This window comes from Microbispora hainanensis (genome assembly GCF_006874475.1).
Lineage (GTDB): Bacteria > Actinomycetota > Actinomycetes > Streptosporangiales > Streptosporangiaceae > Microbispora > Microbispora hainanensis.
On sequence record NZ_VIRM01000053.1, the window covers coordinates 34,756 to 54,617 of the forward strand.

The following is a 19,862-nucleotide window of genomic DNA, read 5'->3' on the forward strand; positions in this document are numbered from 1 at the left end:
ACGGTCACGCCTCCGGGTGAGGAAGGTTGCTGGTGGACACCAGCGTCCGCACCGCGCGCAGCGCGACCGACAGCGTCGCCAGGTCGAAGGTGTCGCTCTCCCAGATCTCCGACAGCGTCTGCCGCGACCGCGTCACCGCGGCCTGGTTGGCCTCCGTCCAGCTCGCCAGCCGCTCCTCCGGCGACAGGCCCGGCCGGCTGTGGATCAGCACGTCCCTGGTCAGCGTCGCGTGGGCGGCGTACAGGTCGTCGCGCAGCGCCGACCTGGCCATCGAGTTCCACCGGCTGTCGCGCGGCAGCGCGATCACCCGCTCGCGCAGCCGGGCGAGCTGGAGCCGGTCGGCCAGGTCGAAGTAGACCTCGGCCACCTCGCTCACCGGCCGGCCGGTGTAGGCCGCGATCTCCACCAGGTCGAACGTGGAGTAGGCCGGCACCATCGCCGCGACCCGCTCGGCCAGCTCGCCGGGCACGCCCCTGGCCACGAAGGAGTCCCTGCGCTCCTCGTACGCCGCGAGGTCGGGGCCGGTCAGCAGCTTGGGCAGGTGGGGCAGCAGGCCGCCCGCGCCCTCGACGAAGTAGCGGGCAGTGGAGGCGAGGTCGAGCGGCGGACGGCGGTTGCCGAGCAGCCAGCGGGTGCCGCGCTCGGACAGCTTGCGGGCCTCGAACAGCATCGCGAGCTGAGTCGAGGTGTCCACCTCGTTGTCCAGCTCCTCGATCTGGCGCACCAACGACGGCAGGTCGAAGACCTCCCGCGTCACCAGGTAGGCCCGCACGATGTCGGGCGTCGAGGCGCCGGTCTCCTCGCCGAACCGGAAGACGAAGCTCGTCCCGCCGAAGTTCACCACGTCGTTGACGATCCGGGTCGTGATGATCTCCCGGCGCAGCGGGTGGGAGTCCATGTACGGCCGGAAGCGCTCGCGCAGGGCCGAGGGGAAGTACGACACCAGCCACGACGCCAGCGACGGATCGTCGGGGATGTCCGACTGCAGCAGCTCGGCGTCCACCACGAGCTTGGTGTAGGCGAGCAGCACCGCAAACTCGGGGTTGGTGAGCCCGAGCCCGGCCTGGCGCCGCTCGGCGAGCACCTTGTCCGACGGCAGGAACTCCAGCTCCCGGTCGACCAGCCCGGCCCGCTCCAGCTTCCGCAGATAGCGGGAGTGGATGTGCAGCATCTCCGGCGCCTGCGCCCGGGCCGCCGCGAGCACGACGTTCTGGGCGTAGTTGTCCTCCAGCACCAGCCTGCCCACCTCGTCGGTCATGTCGAGGAAGAGCTGGTTGCGCTGCTTGTCGGTCATCTCGCCGTCGCGGACGACCTGGTCGAGCAGGATCTTGATGTTCACCTCGTGGTCGGAGGTGTCCACACCGGCGGAGTTGTCGATGAAGTCGGTGTTGATCAGCCCGCCGTTCAGGGCGAACTCGATCCGGGCGCGCTGGGTGAAGCCGAGGTTGCCGCCCTCGCCCACGACCTTGCAGCGCAGGTCGGCGGCGTTGATCCGCAGCGCGTCGTTGGCCTTGTCCCCCACGTCGGCGTGGGTCTCCGACGACGCCTTGACGTACGTGCCGATGCCGCCGTTCCACAGCAGGTCGACAGGGGCCCGCAGGATCGCGCTGATCAGGTCGTTCGGCGCGAGCGCGGTGACGTTGGACGGCAGGCCGAGCGCGGCGCGCGTCTGGGGCGACACCGGGATCGACTTCGCGGTGCGCGGCCACACGCCGCCGCCCGCCGAGATGAGCTTCCTGTCGTAGTCGTCCCAGGAGCTTCTGGGCAGCTCGAACAGCCGCCGCCGCTCGGCGAAGCTCCGCGCGGCGTCGGGGTCGGGGTCGATGAACACGTGCCGGTGGTCGAAGGCCGCCACGAGCCGGATGTGCTCCGACAGGAGCATGCCGTTGCCGAACACGTCGCCGGACATGTCGCCGATGCCGACCACGGTGAAGTCGGTGGTCTGCACGTCCACGCCGAGCGTGCGGAAGTGGTATTTGACCGACTCCCAGGCGCCCCTCGCGGTGATGCCCATGGCCTTGTGGTCGTAGCCGACCGACCCGCCGGAGGCGAAGGCGTCGCCAAGCCAGTAGCGGTACTCCTTGGCGACCTCGTTGGCGATGTCGGAGAACGTCGCGGTGCCCTTGTCGGCGGCCACCACGAGGTAGGTGTCGTCGCCGTCGTGCCGCACGACGTCGGGCGGCGGCACGACCTGCCCGGCGACCAGGTTGTCGGTGAGGTCGAGCAGGCCCGAGATGAACTGGCGATAGCAGGCCACACCCTCGGCCAGGAACTCGTCGCGTCCGCCGGCCGGGGGCTGCTTGACGACGAAGCCGCCCTTCGAGCCGGTCGGCACGATGACGGTGTTCTTCACCATCTGCGCCTTGACCAGGCCGAGGATCTCCGTGCGGAAGTCCTCCATGCGGTCCGACCAGCGCAGGCCGCCGCGGGCGACCTTGCCGAAGCGCAGGTGCACGCCCTCGACGCGCGGCGAGTAGACGAAGATCTCGTACTTCGGCCGGGGCCGCGGCAGCACGCTGATCGCCTGTGGGTCGAACTTCAGCGAGATGTACGGCTTGCGCCTGCCGGTGACGAACTGGCTGCCCGCGTCGCCGGCGTCGCGGCCGTCGTCGCGCGCGGCCTGGAAGACGTTGGTGCGCAGCGTCGCCTGGATCATCTCCAGGTAGGCCCGCAGGATGCGGTCCTCGTCGAGCGAGGCCACCTCGTCCAGCGAGGCGAGGATCTCCTCGGTCAGCGCGTCGCAGACCTCCGCCCTGGCGTCGTCGGGCCGGCGCGGGTCGAGCCTGGCCTCGAACAGCCGCACCAGCAGCCGGGCCAGCCGCACGTTGCCGCGCAGCACCTTCTCTATGTACGACTGGCTGAACGTCGCGCCGGCCTGCCGCAGATACTTGGCGTACGCCCGGAGGATCTCGGCCTGCTCCCAGGTGAGCCCACCGGCCAGCACGAGCGCGTTGAAGCCGTCGTTCTCCACTTCGCCGCGCCACAGCACGGCGAACGCGTCCTGGAAGAGCCGCTTGAACTCGTCGCGGTGCACATCCTCCGAGGGGGTGTAGCGCAGGCCGAAGTCGTAGATCCAGGCGTCCTTGGTGCGGGGGTCGTGGTCACGGTCGATCTCGTACGGCCGCTCGTCCACCACCTCGACGCCCATCCGCGTGAGCAGCGGAAGCACCCGCGACAGCGAGATCGGCTCGCCCAGCCGGTAGAGCTTCAGGCGCCGCTCCCCCTCGTCCGCGCCGTACGGCTCGTAGAGGTTGATGCCGATGGCGTTCGGTTCCTCGTCGAGCGCCTCCAGCCGCTTGAGGTCGGCGACGGCCGTACGCGCGGGGAAGTCGGCCTTGTAGCCCTCGGGGAAGGCGGAGCCGTAGCGGCGCAGCAGCCGGGGCGCGTCCTCCTCCGGGCACAGCTCGTTGATCGCGGCGGCGAGGTCGTCCTCCCACGTGCGGGTGGTGGCGGCCAGCCGCGCCTCCAGCTCCTCGACGTCGACCGGCGTCTCGGCGAGCGGCTTGCCGCGCTCGCCGCGGATCACGATGTGCAGCCGGGCCAGCGCCGACTCGCCGATCATCGTGCTGTAGTCGAGCGAGGTGCCGCCGAGCGCTTCCATCAGGATGCGCTGCATGTGCAGGCGGACCTTGGTGGTGTAGCGGTCGCGCGGCAGGAAGATCAGGCAGGAGATGTAGCGGCCGTAGTCGTCGCGGCGCAGGAACAGCTTGACCTGCTTGCGCTCGCGCAGCCGCAGCACGCCGAGCGCGATGGGCAGCAGCTCGTCGACGGACATCTGGAACAGCTCGGTGCGCGGGTAAGTCTCCAGGATCTCCATCAGATCCTTGCCGTCGTGGCTGTCGGGCGACAGCCCGGCCCGCTCCAGCACCTCGGCGAGCTTGCGCCGCAGCACGGGGATCCGCGAGATCGACTCGTTGTACGCCACGTGGGTGAACAGGCCGAGGAAGCGGCGCTCGCCGATCACCTCGCCCTCGGGCGAGAAGACCTTGATCCCGATGTAGTCGAGGTAGTGGGGCCGGTAGACGGTGGCCCGGCTGTTGGCCTTGGTGACGATGAGGAGCTGTTTCTCCCGCGCCTTCTCCCGCACGGCCGGCGGCAGGGCCGCGAAGCTGGCCGATCCGGGCTTGTCGGCCCGCAGGATGCCGAGCCCGGTGCCGGGCAGGCCGCGCAGCGCGGCGCCGCCGTCGGTGTCCTCCAGGCGATATTCGCGGTAGCCGAGGAACGTGAAGTGCCCGTCGGCCAGCCAGCGCAGCAGCTCCATGCCGTCCTCGACCTGCGCGGGGTCGAGCGGCGGCGGGTTGACCGCCAGGTCCTCGGCGGTCTGCACGGCCATCGCCCGCATCTTGGCGAAGTCCTCGACCGCGCTGCGCACGTCGAGCAGCACCCGCTGCAGGTCGTTCTCCAGCTCCTTGAGCACGGCGTGATCGGTCTGCCGGTCGATCTCGATGTGCATCCACGACTCGCGGATGACCTGCCCGGTGACGTCCTCCTTGTCGGGGCCGAGCAGCTCGCCGGTCATGTCCCTGCGCACCCGCATCTGCGGGTGGACGATCAGGTGGGTGCCGATCTCGTGCCGGTCCAGCTCCGTCGTCACCGAGTCGACGAGGAACGGCATGTCGTCGGTGACGATCTGGACCACCGAGCGGCCCGGATCCCAGCCGTGCTCCTCCAGGGTGGGAGTGAAGGCGCGGACCAGCGCGCGCCCCTGGGGCCGGTGCTGGGCCAGGTGGCGGTGGGCCATCGCGGGGCCGTAGACGTTCACCGGGTCGCGGTCGACCAGGTCCTCCACCGGAACGTTGCGGTAGTACCGCCTCAGGAAGGCCAGGACGTCCTCGCCCTCCACCTGCAGCGCTCCCGGCGCGCGCGCACACCTCTCGGCGGCGATGCGGAGAAGCTCGTCCAGTGCTTCGTCCGATTCCTGCCGAGTTAGCGCCATTTCGAGCGGCATGTCACTACTCACTCCCTTGTGAGGATTCAAAGCCAGGCCCGCAGTTCCCAGAGCAGGGGAAAGAAGTGCAAACGCGTCCTTCCCCTCAAGTACGGTGCCCCAGAGGAGCCCCCCGTACCGGATTTCGTGCCGATCTGGCGCTCCACCATCTGCATGTGCCTCATCCGCCAGAGCGCGGTCGTCTCGTCGTGGGTGAGGAGATCTTCGGCCAGATCCCACAGATCGTCGTACGATCCCCGGTCACGGGCGACGGCCAGCAGGGACTCCATGATCTCCTCGTCGGAGACGGGCAGACCCCGCCGGGAGAGAGCGGTGACGAAGGCGTCCCACAGCGTCGGCTCGCCGAGCCGACGCCGGAGCCTGGCCAGCTCCGCCTCGCTCGCGTCCCGCAGCCGGCCGAGGTACGTCGGATCCTTGACGCCGGAGAGGAACTCCAGCTCGCGGAACTGCACCGACTGGAAGCCGCTCGCGGGGGCGAGGACCGACCGGAACTCCAGGAAGTCCTGGGGGGTCATGGTCTCCAGCACCTGGACCTGGTCGACCAGCACCTTCTCCACCGCGTGGACCCGGCGGAACAGGTGCCTGGCACGCCACAGGGCACCCTCGATCATCGCGTCCCTGATCCGCTCCAGCTCGTGCAGGAGGAGCTTGAACCACAGCTCATAGACCTGGTGAACGGTGATGAACAGCAGTTCGTCGCTGGCCCCGGATCGCTGCTCCTGCTGGGCGAGCAGCTCGGGGAGGCGGAGATACCCGCCATAGGACAGGCGCCCGCCCTCCTCGCCGAAGCTGCGCGGCGGGGGCAGGACGTCTCCGGACCCGGCCCGGCCGTACGGCGTCGCAGGCATGCGCCACTCCTCCACGATGGGCGCGTTCCTTCCGGTCCCCATTGACCGGAAGCCCGGCACCACCGCCCCCGATACCACCCCAAAACGGCACAAACGTCAACTTAGTCCCGACCCTTGTGACCAGGGGGTTGACCTTGCCCCATTTAACCAGCCCCACTCCCGCCGAGGGGGCCGATGCGCGCGCCGCCCCGCGGTGATCGGGAGGCCCCGCGCCGGTCATCGGGAAATCCGAAATGCCGGATCACGAAACGGTGTTCACTTCTCGAAGCTGCTTTCGATTCGCGTACGATCATCCGTCGTGGAAGATCATCGTCCGGAGCGTACGGCCGTCTTCGTGGACCAGAGCGGACGCCGGGCCAGGATCTTGACGGCCGCCGCGGTCGGCGGGGCGATCGTCGTCCTCGCGCTGACCCTCACCCTGGTGAGCGGAGCGCTGGCCGGCCCCGAGCTGCCCCCGATGGGATGGCCCGGCACGCAGGGACCCCAGCCCCAGGAAAAGCAGAGCATGGAACGCTCCCCTGCCGGCTCCCCGGCGCCGTCGCGGAGGTCCGGGCGCAGGGACGTCCCCGTGGATGAGGCAGCTCCGAGCGGCACGCCGCGCGCGACGGCGGCGTCCGTGCGGCGGACGCCCACCGCTCACCGACCGGCGAGCAGGGCGCCCTCCGCCGCCCCGGCCAAGCGGAGGATCCGCACGCCGAGCCCGGCACCCTCCCCGGTCCGGGAGCCGGACGTGCTGATCTCCGGCGAGTCCACTCCCGCGCCGTCGGCCACTGGGACCGCGCGGCCCACGGCGCCGGCCGAGGAGGCGACGCGAACACCGGCGCCGGAGCCCGGCACCACCCAGGCTCCTCCCCCGCAGCCCGGGCAGACGCCCGGGACCTTGCGGTGACGCGTCGATGAGACGACGCCGCAGACCGGCCGGACGGCGGCCCGCCGAGCCACGCGGCCACTGGTTCCTCGTCGCGATCGCCGCGCTGCTCATGACCGGAGCGCTGCTGCTCGACGCGTACGCGCACAACGTCGTGGGCGAGACCGAGCCGCCCGTGGCGGACTACGGCGACTCCGCCGAGCTGGAGCCGATCCGCGCGGGCGGCCCTCTGGTCAACCTGTCGGGGTCCCGGCCGCTCAGCGCACGGCCCAGGCCCCGCAGGGTGGCGCTCACTTTCGACGACGGTCCCGATCCGCGCTGGACGCCCCGGCTGCTCGACCTGCTCCGCGAGCACAACGCGAAGGCGACCTTCTTCGTCCTGGGGGCCCACGTCGCCGAGCATCCCGAGCTCACCCGCCGCGTGGTCGCCGAAGGGCACGAGATCGGCAACCACACCTACACGCACGCCGACCTGACGGCGGTGCCGGCCTGGCGGGTCCGCGTGGAGATGTCGCTGACCCAGAAGACGCTGGCCGCGGCGGCCGGGATCCACACCCGACTCGCCCGCGTTCCCTACTCCTCGGGCCCGGGGGCGGCCGGGCTCGGGCAGCTCGCCGCGATGCGGCTGCTCGGCGACGAGGGATATCTCGTGGCGTTCACCGACGTGGACACCCAGGACTGGAGCCGCCCGCCCGTGGACGAGATGGTCCTGGCGTCCCTGGCGCGCATGGCCGAGGGCGAGGGTGCGGTGATCATGTTCCACGACTCGGGAGGCGACCGCACCCGCACGCTGGCCGCCGTCGACCGGCTGCTCACCCGGCTGGAGCGGAAGGGATATGCCGCCACCACGCTCACCGAGGCCGTCGGGCTCCCCACGGCGCACGCCGCCGCCGCCCCCGACGAGCGTGTCCTCGGCACGGTGCTGGGTTTCGCCCAGCGGGCGTCCTTCGCCTTCGTCGGCGCGCTCGGCTGGTTCCTCGCCGCGGCCGGGGTGCTCACCCTGCTCCGGCTGACCCTTTTCGTCGCGCTGGCGTGGGCGCACGCCCGCAGGACGCGCCGCGGATCCGCCGGGCTGCCCCGCTGGACGGTCCCGCCGCCGGTCTCGGTGATCGTCCCGGCCTACAACGAGGCGGCGGGGATCGAGGCGACCGTGCGGTCCCTGGTCAGGACCGACTATCCGGGCCCGGTCGAGGTCGTCGTCGTGGACGACGGCTCGGCCGACGACACCGGACGGATCGCCGCATCGCTCGGCCTGCCCGGGGTCCGGGTGATCCGGCAGCCGAACGCCGGGAAACCCGCCGCGCTCACCACCGGCATCGCGCACGCCGCCCACGACATCCTGGTCATGGTGGACGGCGACACCGTCTTCGAACCCCCGACCATCCGCCACCTCGTACGGCCGCTCGCCGACCCGGCCGTCGGCGCGGTGAGCGGCAACACCAAGGTCGGCAACCGGGGCGGGATGATCGGCCGCTGGCAGCACATCGAGTATGTCGTCGGGTTCAACCTCGACCGCCGGGCATTCGACCTGCTCGGCTGCATGGCGACGGTGCCGGGGGCGATCGGCGCGTTCCGCCGCGAGGCGGTGGCCTCGGCCGGCGGCGTCACCGCGGACACGCTCGCCGAGGACACCGATCTCACCATGGCGATCTGCCGCGGGGGCTGGCGGGTGGTCTACGAGGAGCGGGCCCGAGCCTGGACCGAGGCGCCGGCCTCGCTCGGCCAGTTGTGGCGGCAGCGCTACCGGTGGTGCTACGGCACGCTGCAGGCGATCTGGAAGCATCGCGGGGCGGTCGTGGAGCGCCGTCCGTTCGGCCGCCGATGCCTCGGCTATCTCACGTTGTTTCAGGTGATCCTGCCGCTGCTGGCCCCCGTCGTCGACGTCATGGCCCTCTATGGGCTGTTCGTCGGCGATCCCCTGCCCGTGGTCGCGGTGTGGGCCTGCTTCGTCGCGGTGCAGGCGCTCACCGGCTGGTACGCGTTGCGCCTCGACGGCGAACGGGCCTCGGTGCTGTGGGCGCTGCCGCTGCAGCAGTTCGTCTATCGGCAGCTCATGTATCTGGTCGTCATCCAGTCGGTGGCCACCGCGATCCTGGGGGCCCGGCTGCGGTGGCACACGGTACGCAGGGAGGGCACGTTCACCGTGCCGAGCACGTTCGCCCTGCCGGACCGGTCCGTCCCGCAGCCGTCTCTCGCGGGCCGCCGGCGCGGGGCGGTCAGGGGTGGGAACGCTCCGAGGAGGAGACGGAGCCGTCCTTGAAGGCGTCGAGCATGCCGGGCAGCTCCTGAGCCTCCAGCAGTTCCGCCCGGCATGGCGCGCATTCGTCGAGGTGCCGCTCGAACGCCTCGGCGTCGTCGTCGTCCAGCACTCCCAGGGCGTACGCTGCCACGTCGAAGTGCGGCGACGACGCGGACATCAGCTGGCCACCCCCCTCTCCTTCAGGGCCGTGCGAAGTGCGCGCAGGGCGTAAAAGAGCCTGGATTTCACGGTACCCGGTGGGATGCCCAGAACCTCGGCCGCTTGGCTTACCGTCCGGTCCCGTAAGTATGTCTCTTCGATAACTTCCCGGTGCTGACTCGACAGGTGCCGCAACGCGTCCGCGACCACGATGGCCGCCAGCGTCCGGTCCGAGCCGTCCGGTACGGCGATGCTGTCCTCTTCGGGAGCCTCCACCTCCCTCGGCCGTACGCCGCGCCTGCGGCGCCCGTCGATCACGATGCGGCGGGCGACGGTGAGGAGCCACGCCCACAGCAGGGGCGGCTCCCACGTCAGCTTCGCCGAGTTACGCCAGGCACGCACGAGCGTCTCCTGGACGACGTCCTCAGCCCATTGCAGGTCGTTGCCGGTCGTCTTGCGCACATGACGCAGCAGCGGACCGCCGAACTCGCGGTACAGCTCCCGGATCAGGCGTTCGTCCCGATCGTCGTTGTCAGCGTCATAGTCGGGGGGGTCAAGACGCACGAACCGGCTGTCGAGTTGTCGACGCACGGCCACATATTTGCACCAGGGTTACTGGTTCGTACACCACATCCGTAACTCCAGTCATTTCTGACTATTTCCTGAACCGCGCCCGAGGAGACCGCGTACCTCCGACCGAAGGTCACGAAAGGAGGCACGATGCGGTTCCGGTTTGGGGAACTCCTGGTGCTCGGCGTCTTCCTCTTCGCGGCGGCCGTCACGGTCGTCGTGGTCGTCCCTCGGAGCGCCTCGTCGCAGGCGGGCTGGTCCGGGCCGGACTGGACGCAGACCCCCTACGGCCCGCTGGGCCCGGCCGACCGCGACCTGCTGGTCCGGGTGCGCTGGGCGGGGCTCTGGGAGATCCCCGCCGGCCGCTGGGCCCAGGACCGGGCCGGCAGCGGCAAGGTCAAGGACGCCGGCATGCACCTCGTGGAGGACCACACCAAGCTCGACGCGGCGGTCAGGGAGCTCGCCGCCAAGCTCGCCGTCCCGCTGCCGGACCAGCCCAACCCCGACCAGCGCGGATGGCTGGACGAGATGGCGCCCCTGCGCGGCGCCGACTTCGACCGCGTCTTCACCGCCCGCCTGCGCGACGCGCACGGCAAGGTGTTCACCTTCGTCTCCGCCGTACGCGCGGGCACCCGCAACAGCCTGATCCGCGACTTCGCCGGGCAGGCGGTCGACGTCGTGATGAAGCACATGACGCTGCTCGAAGGCACCGGGCTCGTCGACTACTCCGCGCTGCCCACCCCCGCGGTCTAGAAGCACTGTTCCAAGGGAGACTCCATGCGAAAACGGCTCGTGCTCGCGACGGCGGGCGTACTGATCGCAGGCTCGCTGACCGGTGTGGGCCGGCCCGCGTTCGCCGACCACTGCGACCCCTCCGTCCAGGGCGCGGAGTGCGAGGACATCGGCCCGGCCCTGGAGGACTTCGTCGACATCCGGCAGGTCCCGCCGGGCGACACCGGCGTACGCGCCGGGCGCGGCTCGTTCACCTCACGCTGCGGGCGCAACGAGAACGGCCACCGCAACTCCGACAACCACATCGTCACGCCCGGGGTGTCGAACGGCGCGCACCACGTGCACGACTATGTCGGCAACCTCACCACCAACGGCTTCTCCACCGACCAGAGCCTCGCCGCGGGCGGCACCACCTGCCGGTTCGGCGACAGGTCGGCGTACTTCTGGCCCGTCTTGCGCAGCCGGACCGGCGTCGGCGCCGCCCAGGCGGCACCGTCGGCCTCCCCCTCGCCGGGCGCCTCCGCCGGTTCGCAGGGAGGGCGGTTGCAGACAGAACGGTTCCAGGAGGGGCGCTTCCGCACCGGGCAGAACCGCGGCCGGGGCCCGGGCGCAGGCACGGGCGCAGGCACGGGCGCAGGTACGGGCGCAGGTACGGGCACGGGAGCAGGTACGGGCGCGGACGAGCCGGGCGGCGCGTCCGAGGGCAACGTCGGCAGCATCCTCCTGGCCCGGTCGGTCACGCTGCAGTTCCGCGGCAACCCGGTCAGCAGGGTCGTGGCGATGCCCCGGTTCCTGAGGCTGATCACCGGCGACGCGAAGGCGGCCACCAACGGCGGCGCCAACGCCAGGGCGCAGTGGACCTGCACCGGCTTCACCAACCGGCTGACGAGCAAATATCCGCTCTGCCCCCGGGGCAGCCTGGTGCTGCGCGTGCTCGACTTCCCCAGCTGCTGGGACGGCCAGAACACCGACAGCGCCAACCACAGGACCCACGTCGTGTTCCCCGGCGCGAACGGCGCCTGCCCCGCGGGCACCCGGGCGATCCCGCAGCTGCGCATGACGCTGGCCTATTCGGTGCCGAGCGGGCCGTCGTTCGCCGTGGACAGCTTCCCCGAGCAGCGGCACAACCCGGTCACCGACCACGCCGACTTCGAGAACGTCATGCCCGACCGGCTGATGAACACGGTCGTCACCTGCGTCAACCGCGGCCTTCGCTGCTGAGCCGCCGAACCCCGTTGATCGTGCCGTTCCCCGTCCGGTCCTTCGCAGACCACCCCCGCCTGAGGACGGGGAGCGGCGCCCTCCCACTCCGAGCCCGCATCGACGAAACGGAGGAATCCTTGCCCAGCAGACGGGCTCCCCGGCACACCCGGCCGGATTCCGGCCTCGACCTCGAAAGGCGCGGCGTGCGGATCGCCCTCGGCGCCGTGGTCACCCTGGCCCTCACCGGAGGGCTCGCCGCCACCCGGACCAGCGGCGGCGCGGCGTTCCTCGCCGACGCCCAGGCGTTCCTCACGTTCTACGCCGGGGTCTTCTCGCTCGTCGGCCTCACGGCCACAGTCGCCCTCGGCCTGGCGGCGACCGACCGCGTCGTCCTGCCGATCTCGCAACGGGTGCGCGTCCAGCTCGTGCACCGCGCCATGGCGCTGCTCGGCATCGGCTTCCTGATCGTCCACATCGGCATGAAGATCGCCGCGGGGCTGGTGCCGCCGTACGGGTCGGTGATCCCCACCACCAACGTCTACGTGTCGCTGGGGGCCGTGGCTTCGGACCTGTTCGTCGTCATCGTCGCGACCGGCGTGATGCGCGGCAGGTTCGCCCAGGCGGAGCGGCCCTGGCTGTGGCGGGGGCTGCACGACCTGGCCTACCTCGCCTGGCCGGTGGCGATCCTGCACGGCCTGACCGCGGGCCGGGCCGCCGCCCCCTGGGTGACCTTCAGCTACGTGGCCTGCCTGGCGGCGGTCGGCGCCGCCCTGCTGATCCGGCTCGCCGCCGCCACCCGGCCCGCCCGGCAGGCGCCGACCGGCGACTGGAACGCCGAATGGAGCGGCGAGTGGAGCACGGGCCGCATGTCCCGGGAGGACGTCGACGCGCCGCGGCCCGCCGTACGGCGGCAGCAGCCTCCGCGTGAGGCCGCCGTGCTCCGCCGCACCGGCACCGATCCCCACGACGTCCTCGGCATGCCCGGCACACCTCCCACCCCCCAGGAACCCCGCCTCCGGAGGATCGTGTGATTCCCCACCGCGTCTCCCATGTCCGGCGGCTCGGCCCGGCCCGCCTCACCGCAGGGCTGGACGACCACCGCAGGCTCGACCTGAACGCGCACTACAGGTTCCACGACCGGCTCCCGAGCCAGACCGTGGACACGCTGATCTCGATGGCCGAGGAGGTGGACCTCCGGGGCCGGGGAGGGGCGGCGTTCCCGTTCGCGCGCAAGCTGCGTGCCGTGTCCTCCCGCGCCCGCGACGGCGAGACGGTCGTGCTGGTGAACGCCGCCGAGGGCGAGCCCGCCAGTCTCAAGGACAAGACGCTGCTCACCCGGGCGCCCCATCTCGTCCTGGAAGGCGCCCTGCTCGCGGCGAGCGCGCTCGGCTCCCGGGAGGTCGTGATCGCGGTCGGCGCCGGCGAGCTGGCCGAGGCCTCGGTGACCGCCGCCGTGGCCGAGCGCGGCCTCACCGGCCTGGTCCGCGTCGCGGGCATCCAGGAGCGGTTCGTCTCGGGCGAGGGCGGCGCGCTCGTCCGCGCGGTCAACGGCGAGGCGGGCCTGCCCCCGGGCCGCAAGGTCCGTTCCAGCGACAGCGGGGTGCGCGGGCTGCCCACCCTGCTGTCGAACACCGAGACCTTCGCCCAGCTCGCCGTGCTCGCCGAGCTGGGGCCGGAGGAGTACGCCGCGGTGGGCACCGTCCAGGAGCCGGGGACGATCCTGCTCACGGTCGGCGGCTCGGTGGCCACCCCCGCGGTCGTGGAGGTGACGCCGGGCGTGCCGCTGGCCGACGTGCTGAACCTGTGCGAGGCCAAGATCGGCGACGGGCTGCTGCTCGGCGGCTACCACGGCACGTGGATGGCCGCCGAGGACGCGTACGGCGCGATCCTGTCGCGGCGCGGCGCGAAGGAGGCGGGCGGCGAGCTGGGCGCGGGCATCGTGGTGGTGCTGGGCGAGGACACCTGCCCGCTCGGCGAGACGGCGCGGGTGGCGAACTACCTCGCCGCGCAGTCGGCCGGGCAGTGCGGGCCGTGCCGCCTCGGGCTGCCGGACCTCGCGCGGGCCTGCCGCCGGCTCCAGGACGGCGACCCGGAGGGCCCCGATCTGGTCCGCCGGGCCGCCGCCGCGGTGAAGGGCCGGGGCGCCTGCTTCCACCCGGACGGCTCGGCCAGGTTCGTGCTGTCGGCGCTCGACGCGTTCGCCGACGACGTGGAGGAGCACCGCTTCCACGGCGGCTGCGGGCGGACGACCACGGGCGTGCTGCCGCTGCCGATCGAGGACGCGCAGGACGCCAGGCTCGTCGTCGACTGGACCCGCTGCCAGGGCCACGGCCTGTGCGCGCACCTCGTGCCCGAGCTGGTCAAGCTCGACCGGCACGGCTTTCCGGTGTTCATGGACACCGGTGTGCCCTCGTGGCTGCTGGGCGAGGCGCAGAAGGCCGTGGAGATGTGCCCCGCGCTGGCCCTCCGCATAGGAACGAAGTGACCTCGGTTCACCCTGGCGTGGGGCGCCGGTAGACGTCGGTGCCGAGGTATTTCAGCCCCGAGTCCACCAGCAGGGTGACGACTCCGGCGCCCGGCCCGAGGCGCCGCCCGAGCCGGATCGCGGCGAGGACGTTCGCGCCGGACGAGGTGCCGGCGAACAACCCCTCCTCCCGGGCCAGACGCCTGGCCATCTCCTCGGCGTCGCCGGTGGAGACCGGGATGATCTCGTCCGCCAGGGCGGGATCCCACATGGGCGGCGGATAGCCGATGCCGATGCCTTCGATGCGGTGGGCGAAGGCGTCCGAGCCGCACGAGCGGCGTGTTCCCGATCGTTTCCAGCACACCCGTTTCCCGTACGCCGCCGCCGATGCCCATGACGGGCGTACGGGTGGACGGCGACCGGACGCTGCAGCGCGAGATGCACCGCTGGTTCGAGCGCTACGCGTTCACTCCGGAGGCTCTCGGCCTCACGCCCCTCGGGCATTGAGAGGCGCTGGCGGCCACCGGCTTCACGTGCCGGGGAGTAGGACTGAAGTGATGGGGTTGTTACCAACCTGACCGGTTCCATGAGCGTCTCAACGAGGGAGATCAGCACCTCGGGGAGTACGACCATGATCGACAGACGGAGTTTCCTTCGCGTTTCGGCCCTGGCCGGGGCCGCCGCCGTCTCCGGCGCGGCTTCTGGTGTGGCGTTCGCCGCCGCGGGTCCCCGTCCCGCCGACTGGTCCGCGCTCGGGCGGGGGCTGGACGGCAGGCTGATCCGCCCCGGCGACGCGTCGTACGACAACGCGCGCCGCGTGTTCAACTCGGCCTTCGACTCCGCCCGCCCGGCCGGGGTGGCCTACTGCACGACCGCGGCGGACGTGTCGGAGTGCCTGGCGTTCGCCCGGCGCTACGGCGTGCCGGTGATCTCCCGGTCGGGCGGCCACAGCTACGCGGGCTGGTCCACGGGCAGCGGGCTCGTCATCGACGTGTCGCCGATGAGCGGCGTGTCGTACGCGAGCGGCCACGCCACGGTCGGCGCCGGGGCGCGACTGGTCGACGTGTACGCCAAGCTGGCCGCGCACGGCGTCAGCATCCCCGCGGGCTCCTGCCCGACGGTCGGGGTGGCCGGGCTCACGCTGGGCGGCGGCATCGGCGTGGTGTCGCGTCAATATGGCCTGACCTGCGACGTGCTGGAGTCCGTGAAGGTCGTCACGGCGGACGGGAAGGTGCTCACCTGCTCGCCGACCTCGCACCCGGACCTCTACTGGGCCTCCCGGGGAGGCGGCGGCGGCAACTTCGGCGTGGCGACGTCGTTCACGTTCCGGACTCATCGGACGCGTTCTGTGACCCTGTTCTTCCTGCACTGGCCCTGGGCGAAGGCCGCGGCGGTGCTGAAGGCCTGGCAGGCGTGGGCACCCGCCGCGCCCGACGCGATGTGGTCCAACTGCCGTCTCGGCCACGACCCGTCGCTCGACGTGATGGTCGGCGGCCTCTACCTCGGCGGCAGGACCGCGTGCGAGAACCTGCTGCAGAAGCTCGTCGACCGCGTCGGTTCGAGCCCGTCGACCCGCTACGTCGCGCCCTCCGCCTACGACCACGCGATGATGGTGGAGGCGGGCTGCGCGTCGACGTCCGTGGCCCAGTGCCACCGTCCCGGCACGCTTCCGGGGCAGAACCCGAGCGGCAAGCTCGTCCGCGACTCGTTCTCGGCCAAGTCGCACTTCGCCTACACGCCGCTGTCGTCCGCCGGGATCAAGGCGCTGGTGGCCCAGGTCGCCGCGCCGGGCCGGCACATCGTGATGCTCGACGCGCTCGGCGGCGCCGTCGCCCGGGTGCGCCCCGACGCCACCGCCTTCCCCCACCGCAAGGCGCTGTTCGGCGTGCAGTACTTCTCCCACTTCTCCGGCGCCGCCGCCTGGGCCCGGGCCGCCCACGCCGCCATGCGGCCCCATTTGGGGGACCACGCGTACGTGAACTACGTCGATCCGGAGCTCAAGAACTGGCGGCAGCAGTACTACGGCGCCAACGCCGCACGGCTGGCCCAGGTCAAGGCGGCCTACGACCCCCACCGCCTGTTCCGTCTCCCCCAGGGCGTCTAACGGCCCGCGACGCTCTTAACCGGTTGCCGGGCGAGGCGGGCTGCGCGAACCTCGCGGTATGAGCGAGGAGCGGCGGACGATGATCGGCGCCGACGGCGTCCCGGTGTGCAGCTATCGGGAAGGCGTCCACGACGGCAGCCCCTGGGCGTACGCGATCGAGGACGTCGGCCCGGGTGCCGCCGACGCGATCACGTCGCGGATGTCCGGCTGGGCGGTCTCCGCGCCGGTCGCACTCGGCCAGGCCCTGCTCGACCGGGGCGCGCGGCTGCTGCGGCACATGCACGTGATGCGGTGCGACCTGCCGGTCTCCCGGCCGGTCACGGGCACCGCTCCGGACGGCTTTCTGATCGTCCCCTGTGATCGGCCGCCCGCCGAGATCCTCCCCGCGTGGTTGGCCGCCTACCCGCCCGGCCATCCCGACCACCGCCCGCGGGATCGCGAGAAGGCCCTGAACGAGGAGCTCGTCCCGCTCCTGAGCGGCGAGGAGATCGGCCCCCTGCTTCCCTGCAGCGTCCTCGCCGTACGGGAGGACTCCCCTGGGACGGGCGAGGTGGTGGGCGGCGTTTTCGCGCACGACTCGGACCGGGGAGCGTGGATCGCGGACGTGTTCCGGCACCCGGACCGGTCGCCGCGAGGTCTCGGCGCGCTCATGCTGTCGGCCACCCTGGCCCGCGCCGGCGCGGACGGGCTGAGCGGCCTGGGCCTGGTGGTCACCGAGGGCAACATGGCCCGCCACGTGTACGAGAGGCTCGGTTTCCACGTCGTCGAGACCGTGATGACAGTAGTGATCTGAGCCGAACCGCCGACCCCCTCAGGCAGTCCCAGGCGTGGCTACATGTCATCCGGCAACAGCCGGAATGCCTTATGCGGAGTCAGAGGGCGTAGCGCCCGGAAGTCACGACGGTCAAGCGTGAGCACGGCGTCCGTCCGGAACTCCGCTGCCAGCACGACGTTGACCGCGTCCGCGAGGTCCAGGTCCAGGTCGGCATAGCGGCGCCGCACAGTACAGGCCGCCTCCAGGACCTCGGTCGAGACTTCCGGGACCTGGAAGCGCAGACGGCGCGCGTTGGAGAGGATGAAGGCGAGGATCTGAGCCCGAGCAGCAGAGCCGAACCGGACCTTGGCCATGTGGTCGACTTCCGCCAACACCAGTGGAGAGACGACCACGGTCCCGGCCTCGCGCAGGACGGCCTGACAGCCGGTGCTGTCAGCGGCGTTCCTATCGGACGCGGCGATGATTCCGGAGGTGTCGGCAATGACGATCACCTGCCGGCAGCTCCCTTGGCCACCACCGACGTGATCTCATCGTTGGTGATCGGCTCGCCGCTGCCCTCGAAGGTCGGCCAGTCCAGCGGCTCGTCCCACACGCGATTGGCCATCGCGGCCAAGTGGATTCCCTCGCGGATGATCTCCGCCTCGGGAATGCCCCGGCGCTTCGCGGCCTCCTTGATGAGGGCGAGGTCCTCGGGATCGGCGTAGACGTTGGTCCTCTTCATAGACATGTACCAACACTAACACACGTACCGCCTCGATGAGGGAGCGCGTCGGGTGACCCACATCGGGTCATAGGCCTTCCCGTTACCGAGTGTGATAAGTAAATTACCGACAGCAATCTTCCCGGGGGGATGTCCATGAACCTTTCTCGATCGCGTGTCTACCTGGCCTGCGGCGTCGGCGCCGCGGCGGGTGTCGTCGGCCTGGCCCTGACGGTCGTCCCGTCGGTCGCCCAGGGCACGTCGGGCGGCGGCAGCCAGAGCACCAGGCCGGTCGCCGATCCCTCGCCGAAGCAGCCGGGCGGCCACACCGTGCTCACGTGCGCGGTGAGCACCGACGGCCCGATCACCGCCGACCCCGCGGTGGGCAAGGAGGCCCGCGCGGTGACCGCCAAGGGCGCCGTGGCGCTCACCGGCTGCGCCTCTCCCGACGGGAGCTTCCCCAACATCCGCTCGGGCACGGCGACCTTCAAGGGCACCGGGCAGGCGTCCTGCACGGGGGTCCAGAACGTCGCCGGCACGGGCACCATCACCTGGAAGGACGCCCAGGGCAAGACGCTGGGCACATCCACGGTCCACCCCAACCTCGACGGGATCGCCTCGTACAACCCCGGAGACATGATGCTGGTCGGCGAGGTCACCGAAGGGAAGCTCAAGGGCAAGCGGATCGCCGGAAAGGCCGCTCCCACCTCGGACATCAGCCAGTGCTCCAGCAAGGGCGTGAGCAGCGCCCAGGGCAGCGGCACGGTCGCCTTCATCGCCGTCGACAAGTAGCCGACGCGGGGCCGGGCGGGGAAGGGTGCCGAATGCCGTCGGATGAGTCCGTGCTGCGGGTGCGGGACGTACGGAAGAGCTACCGGGGCAACCCGGTCCTGCGTGGTGTGGATCTCGATCTGCCGCCCGGCCGGGTGGCAGGGATCGTCGGGGAGAACGGCGCGGGCAAGACCACGCTGCTGCGCGTCCTCGCCGGCGACCTGCGGCCGGACGGCGGGTCGGTGCGCCACGGCGGGCGCATCGGGCACTGTCCACAGGAGACGGTGCTGCACGACGCGTTCACGGTCGATCAGCACCTGCGGTTCTTCCAGGTCGCCTACGGCCTGGAAAGCCTGCGCAGGGCCGAGGAGCTGATGGAGGCGCTGCGGTTCTCCGGCTCCCGCCGGGCCCGCCCCGCCACGCTGAGCGGCGGCACGCGGCAGAAGCTCAACCTCGTCCTGGCCCTCATGCACGACCCGGACCTGCTCCTGCTCGACGAGCCCTACCAGGGCTTCGACTGGGAGACCTACGTACGGTTCTGGGACCTGGCCGAGGAGCTGCGCGGACGCGGCCGCTCGGTGCTGGTGGTCTCCCACCTCGCGTACGACGCGGCCCGCCTCGACACCCTCCACCGGCTGGAGGGCGGCGTGCTGCGGGCCGCGGACAGGACCGGTGCCGCATGAAAGGTCACTGGACCTGCTACGCCACCGCCGTGCGCATGACGTTCGTGGAGCACCTGCGCAACCGGCTGGCATTGGTGATCATCGTGCTCTTCATCCCGGTGTGGATGATCCTCATCTACGCCCTGTCCCTGGAGATCCCGCTGCCGTTCTTCGTCCGGGCCGCCGACCGGACCGTCACGATGCCGGCCGGCGTCCTCAACCAGCTCGGCGGGGCGCTGCAGATCCTGGCGTTGATCACCGGGTTCATGATGTTCGTGACCACGATGAACTCGGCGCCGTTCGACCGCCGGCTGGTGCGATCCGGGTTCCCGCAGCCGTGCCTGATCGCGGCGAAGCTCACCGCCCTGGTGGTGGTCGCGCTCGTCGTCGCGCTCTACGCGACCGGCCTGATCTGCCTGACCCATCCGACCGCACAGCCCTTGCTGCTCTCCGCCGCCCTCGCCGGTGGAGCGCTGATCTACGGAGGGATCGGCGTCGCGCTCGCCGCGGTGCTGACCAGCGACCTGGCCGGCCTGGTCCTCGTCACCGTGATCTGCTCGATCGACCTGGCCCTGCAGAGCCCGCTCGCCACCCCGGCGGCCACCGGTGTCCTGGTGCGCTACCTGCCCGACTACGGGCCGATGCAGGCAGCGGTCGCGGCCGTGGCCATGGACACGGTGCCCTGGAGCGCCGTCGGCCCGGCCGTGTGCTGGGCGCTGGCCACGGTGGCCCTCGGCATCTCCGCCTTCGCCGGCCGTACGCGCGTGCAGGGGCCGGTCGGCGGGCCGGTGACAGCAACGCATCCATGAGTCCCCCGTC

Annotated in this window: 18 protein-coding genes; 11 read left to right on the forward strand and 7 right to left on the reverse strand. The window is 71.5% G+C overall.

Features of this window, described 5'->3' with window-relative positions; genetic code table 11:
* Positions 1-4: 4 nt before the first annotated feature.
* Both FLX08_RS32015 and FLX08_RS32020 read right to left on the reverse strand, forming a co-directional pair.
* On the reverse strand, positions 5-4,948 hold the full coding sequence (locus FLX08_RS32015; protein ID WP_142623994.1) for an NAD-glutamate dehydrogenase: 4,944 nt from the start codon (positions 4,946-4,948) through the stop codon (positions 5-7).
* A gap of 26 nt (positions 4,949-4,974) precedes the next feature.
* Positions 4,975-5,796 (reverse strand): tryptophan 2,3-dioxygenase, encoded by an 822-nt coding sequence (locus tag FLX08_RS32020; RefSeq protein ID WP_142623995.1) that lies wholly within the window; start codon positions 5,794-5,796, stop codon positions 4,975-4,977.
* Positions 5,797-6,094: 298 nt separating this feature from the next.
* Between FLX08_RS32020 and FLX08_RS40935 the strand changes: the two genes are divergently transcribed.
* Positions 6,095-6,685, forward strand: a complete 591-nt coding sequence (locus FLX08_RS40935; RefSeq protein ID WP_167530649.1) for a hypothetical protein — start codon at positions 6,095-6,097, stop codon at positions 6,683-6,685.
* A gap of 7 nt (positions 6,686-6,692) precedes the next feature.
* Positions 6,693-8,924: a bifunctional polysaccharide deacetylase/glycosyltransferase family 2 protein gene (locus FLX08_RS32025; protein WP_142623996.1), complete on the forward strand. Its 2,232-nt coding sequence runs from the start codon at positions 6,693-6,695 to the stop codon at positions 8,922-8,924.
* Here FLX08_RS32025 and FLX08_RS32030 read toward each other — a convergent pair.
* Together FLX08_RS32030 and FLX08_RS32035 are read right to left on the reverse strand one after the other, a co-directional pair.
* A complete protein-coding gene (locus FLX08_RS32030; RefSeq protein ID WP_142623997.1) occupies positions 8,881-9,081 on the reverse strand; it encodes a zf-HC2 domain-containing protein in 201 nt (66 codons plus the stop codon). The genes FLX08_RS32025 and FLX08_RS32030 overlap by 44 nt on opposite strands.
* The gene (locus FLX08_RS32035; protein WP_312845745.1) at positions 9,081-9,659 is read right to left on the reverse strand and encodes a sigma-70 family RNA polymerase sigma factor; all 579 of its coding nucleotides are present in this window, start codon (positions 9,657-9,659) and stop codon (positions 9,081-9,083) included. Before FLX08_RS32035 ends, FLX08_RS32030 begins: the two co-directional genes overlap by 1 nt.
* A 123-nt stretch (positions 9,660-9,782) precedes the next feature.
* Between FLX08_RS32035 and FLX08_RS32040 the strand changes: the two genes are divergently transcribed.
* The 4 genes from FLX08_RS32040 to FLX08_RS32055 all read left to right on the forward strand — a co-directional run bounded on the left by FLX08_RS32040 (position 9,783) and on the right by FLX08_RS32055 (position 14,052).
* The gene (locus FLX08_RS32040) at positions 9,783-10,385 is read left to right on the forward strand and encodes a DUF4142 domain-containing protein (protein ID WP_142623998.1); all 603 of its coding nucleotides are present in this window, start codon (positions 9,783-9,785) and stop codon (positions 10,383-10,385) included.
* A 24-nt stretch (positions 10,386-10,409) separates the two neighbouring features.
* Positions 10,410-11,585: a DUF1996 domain-containing protein gene (locus FLX08_RS32045; protein ID WP_142623999.1), complete on the forward strand. Its 1,176-nt coding sequence runs from the start codon at positions 10,410-10,412 to the stop codon at positions 11,583-11,585.
* Between the two features lie 119 nt (positions 11,586-11,704).
* A complete protein-coding gene (locus FLX08_RS32050; protein ID WP_142624000.1) occupies positions 11,705-12,598 on the forward strand; it encodes a hypothetical protein in 894 nt (297 codons plus the stop codon).
* Positions 12,595-14,052 carry an NADH-quinone oxidoreductase subunit NuoF family protein gene (locus FLX08_RS32055; protein ID WP_244313063.1) on the forward strand — a complete coding sequence of 486 codons (1,458 nt, stop codon included), beginning with the start codon at positions 12,595-12,597 and terminating at the stop codon, positions 14,050-14,052. Before FLX08_RS32050 ends, FLX08_RS32055 begins: the two co-directional genes overlap by 4 nt.
* A 7-nt stretch (positions 14,053-14,059) precedes the next feature.
* On the opposite strand, the gene FLX08_RS32060 is transcribed toward FLX08_RS32055, so the two are convergent.
* Positions 14,060-14,395, reverse strand: coding sequence for a pyridoxal-phosphate dependent enzyme (locus FLX08_RS32060; RefSeq protein ID WP_208761788.1), 336 nt, complete (start codon positions 14,393-14,395; stop codon positions 14,060-14,062).
* Positions 14,396-14,662: 267 nt separating this feature from the next.
* Here FLX08_RS32060 and FLX08_RS32065 point away from each other — a divergent pair, with 267 nt between their 5' ends.
* Positions 14,663-16,135, forward strand: a complete 1,473-nt coding sequence (locus FLX08_RS32065) for an FAD-binding oxidoreductase (protein WP_142624001.1) — start codon at positions 14,663-14,665, stop codon at positions 16,133-16,135.
* Positions 16,136-16,193: 58 nt separating this feature from the next.
* Positions 16,194-16,928, forward strand: coding sequence for a GNAT family N-acetyltransferase (locus FLX08_RS32070; protein ID WP_142624002.1), 735 nt, complete (start codon positions 16,194-16,196; stop codon positions 16,926-16,928).
* A 38-nt stretch (positions 16,929-16,966) separates the two neighbouring features.
* On the opposite strand, the gene FLX08_RS32075 is transcribed toward FLX08_RS32070, so the two are convergent.
* On the reverse strand, positions 16,967-17,401 hold the full coding sequence (locus FLX08_RS32075) for a PIN domain-containing protein (protein ID WP_142624003.1): 435 nt from the start codon (positions 17,399-17,401) through the stop codon (positions 16,967-16,969).
* Positions 17,398-17,637 (reverse strand): ribbon-helix-helix domain-containing protein, encoded by a 240-nt coding sequence (locus FLX08_RS32080; protein WP_142624004.1) that lies wholly within the window; start codon positions 17,635-17,637, stop codon positions 17,398-17,400. The genes FLX08_RS32075 and FLX08_RS32080 overlap by 4 nt, the downstream gene beginning before the upstream one ends.
* Before the next feature lie 129 nt (positions 17,638-17,766).
* Between FLX08_RS32080 and FLX08_RS32085 the strand changes: the two genes are divergently transcribed.
* The 3 genes from FLX08_RS32085 to FLX08_RS32095 are packed head-to-tail and all read left to right on the forward strand — an operon-like array spanning position 17,767 to position 19,852.
* Positions 17,767-18,402, forward strand: a complete 636-nt coding sequence (locus tag FLX08_RS32085; RefSeq protein WP_142624005.1) for a hypothetical protein — start codon at positions 17,767-17,769, stop codon at positions 18,400-18,402.
* A gap of 32 nt (positions 18,403-18,434) precedes the next feature.
* Positions 18,435-19,064 (forward strand): ABC transporter ATP-binding protein, encoded by a 630-nt coding sequence (locus FLX08_RS32090; RefSeq protein ID WP_142624006.1) that lies wholly within the window; start codon positions 18,435-18,437, stop codon positions 19,062-19,064.
* A complete protein-coding gene (locus FLX08_RS32095; protein WP_142624007.1) occupies positions 19,061-19,852 on the forward strand; it encodes an ABC transporter permease in 792 nt (263 codons plus the stop codon). The genes FLX08_RS32090 and FLX08_RS32095 overlap by 4 nt, the downstream gene beginning before the upstream one ends.
* Positions 19,853-19,862: the final 10 nt, after the last annotated feature.

Bases quoted from the DNA above. Each gene is read 5' to 3' on its own strand.
- FLX08_RS32080 (WP_142624004.1), bottom strand. From the start codon at position 17,637: ATGTCTATGAAGAGGACCAACGTCTACGCCGATCCCGAGGACCTCGCC.
- FLX08_RS32015 (WP_142623994.1), bottom strand. From the start codon at position 4,948: ATGCCGCTCGAAATGGCGCTAACTCGGCAGGAATCGGACGAAGCACTG.
- FLX08_RS32030 (WP_142623997.1), bottom strand. From the start codon at position 9,081: ATGTCCGCGTCGTCGCCGCACTTCGACGTGGCAGCGTACGCCCTGGGA.
- FLX08_RS32045 (WP_142623999.1), top strand. From the start codon at position 10,410: ATGCGAAAACGGCTCGTGCTCGCGACGGCGGGCGTACTGATCGCAGGC.
- FLX08_RS32065 (WP_142624001.1), top strand. From the start codon at position 14,663: ATGATCGACAGACGGAGTTTCCTTCGCGTTTCGGCCCTGGCCGGGGCC.
- FLX08_RS32090 (WP_142624006.1), top strand. From the start codon at position 18,435: ATGCCGTCGGATGAGTCCGTGCTGCGGGTGCGGGACGTACGGAAGAGC.
- FLX08_RS32020 (WP_142623995.1), bottom strand. From the start codon at position 5,796: ATGCCTGCGACGCCGTACGGCCGGGCCGGGTCCGGAGACGTCCTGCCC.
- FLX08_RS32025 (WP_142623996.1), top strand. From the start codon at position 6,693: ATGAGACGACGCCGCAGACCGGCCGGACGGCGGCCCGCCGAGCCACGC.
- FLX08_RS32085 (WP_142624005.1), top strand. From the start codon at position 17,767: ATGAACCTTTCTCGATCGCGTGTCTACCTGGCCTGCGGCGTCGGCGCC.
- FLX08_RS32070 (WP_142624002.1), top strand. From the start codon at position 16,194: ATGAGCGAGGAGCGGCGGACGATGATCGGCGCCGACGGCGTCCCGGTG.
- FLX08_RS32095 (WP_142624007.1), top strand. From the start codon at position 19,061: ATGAAAGGTCACTGGACCTGCTACGCCACCGCCGTGCGCATGACGTTC.
- FLX08_RS32040 (WP_142623998.1), top strand. From the start codon at position 9,783: ATGCGGTTCCGGTTTGGGGAACTCCTGGTGCTCGGCGTCTTCCTCTTC.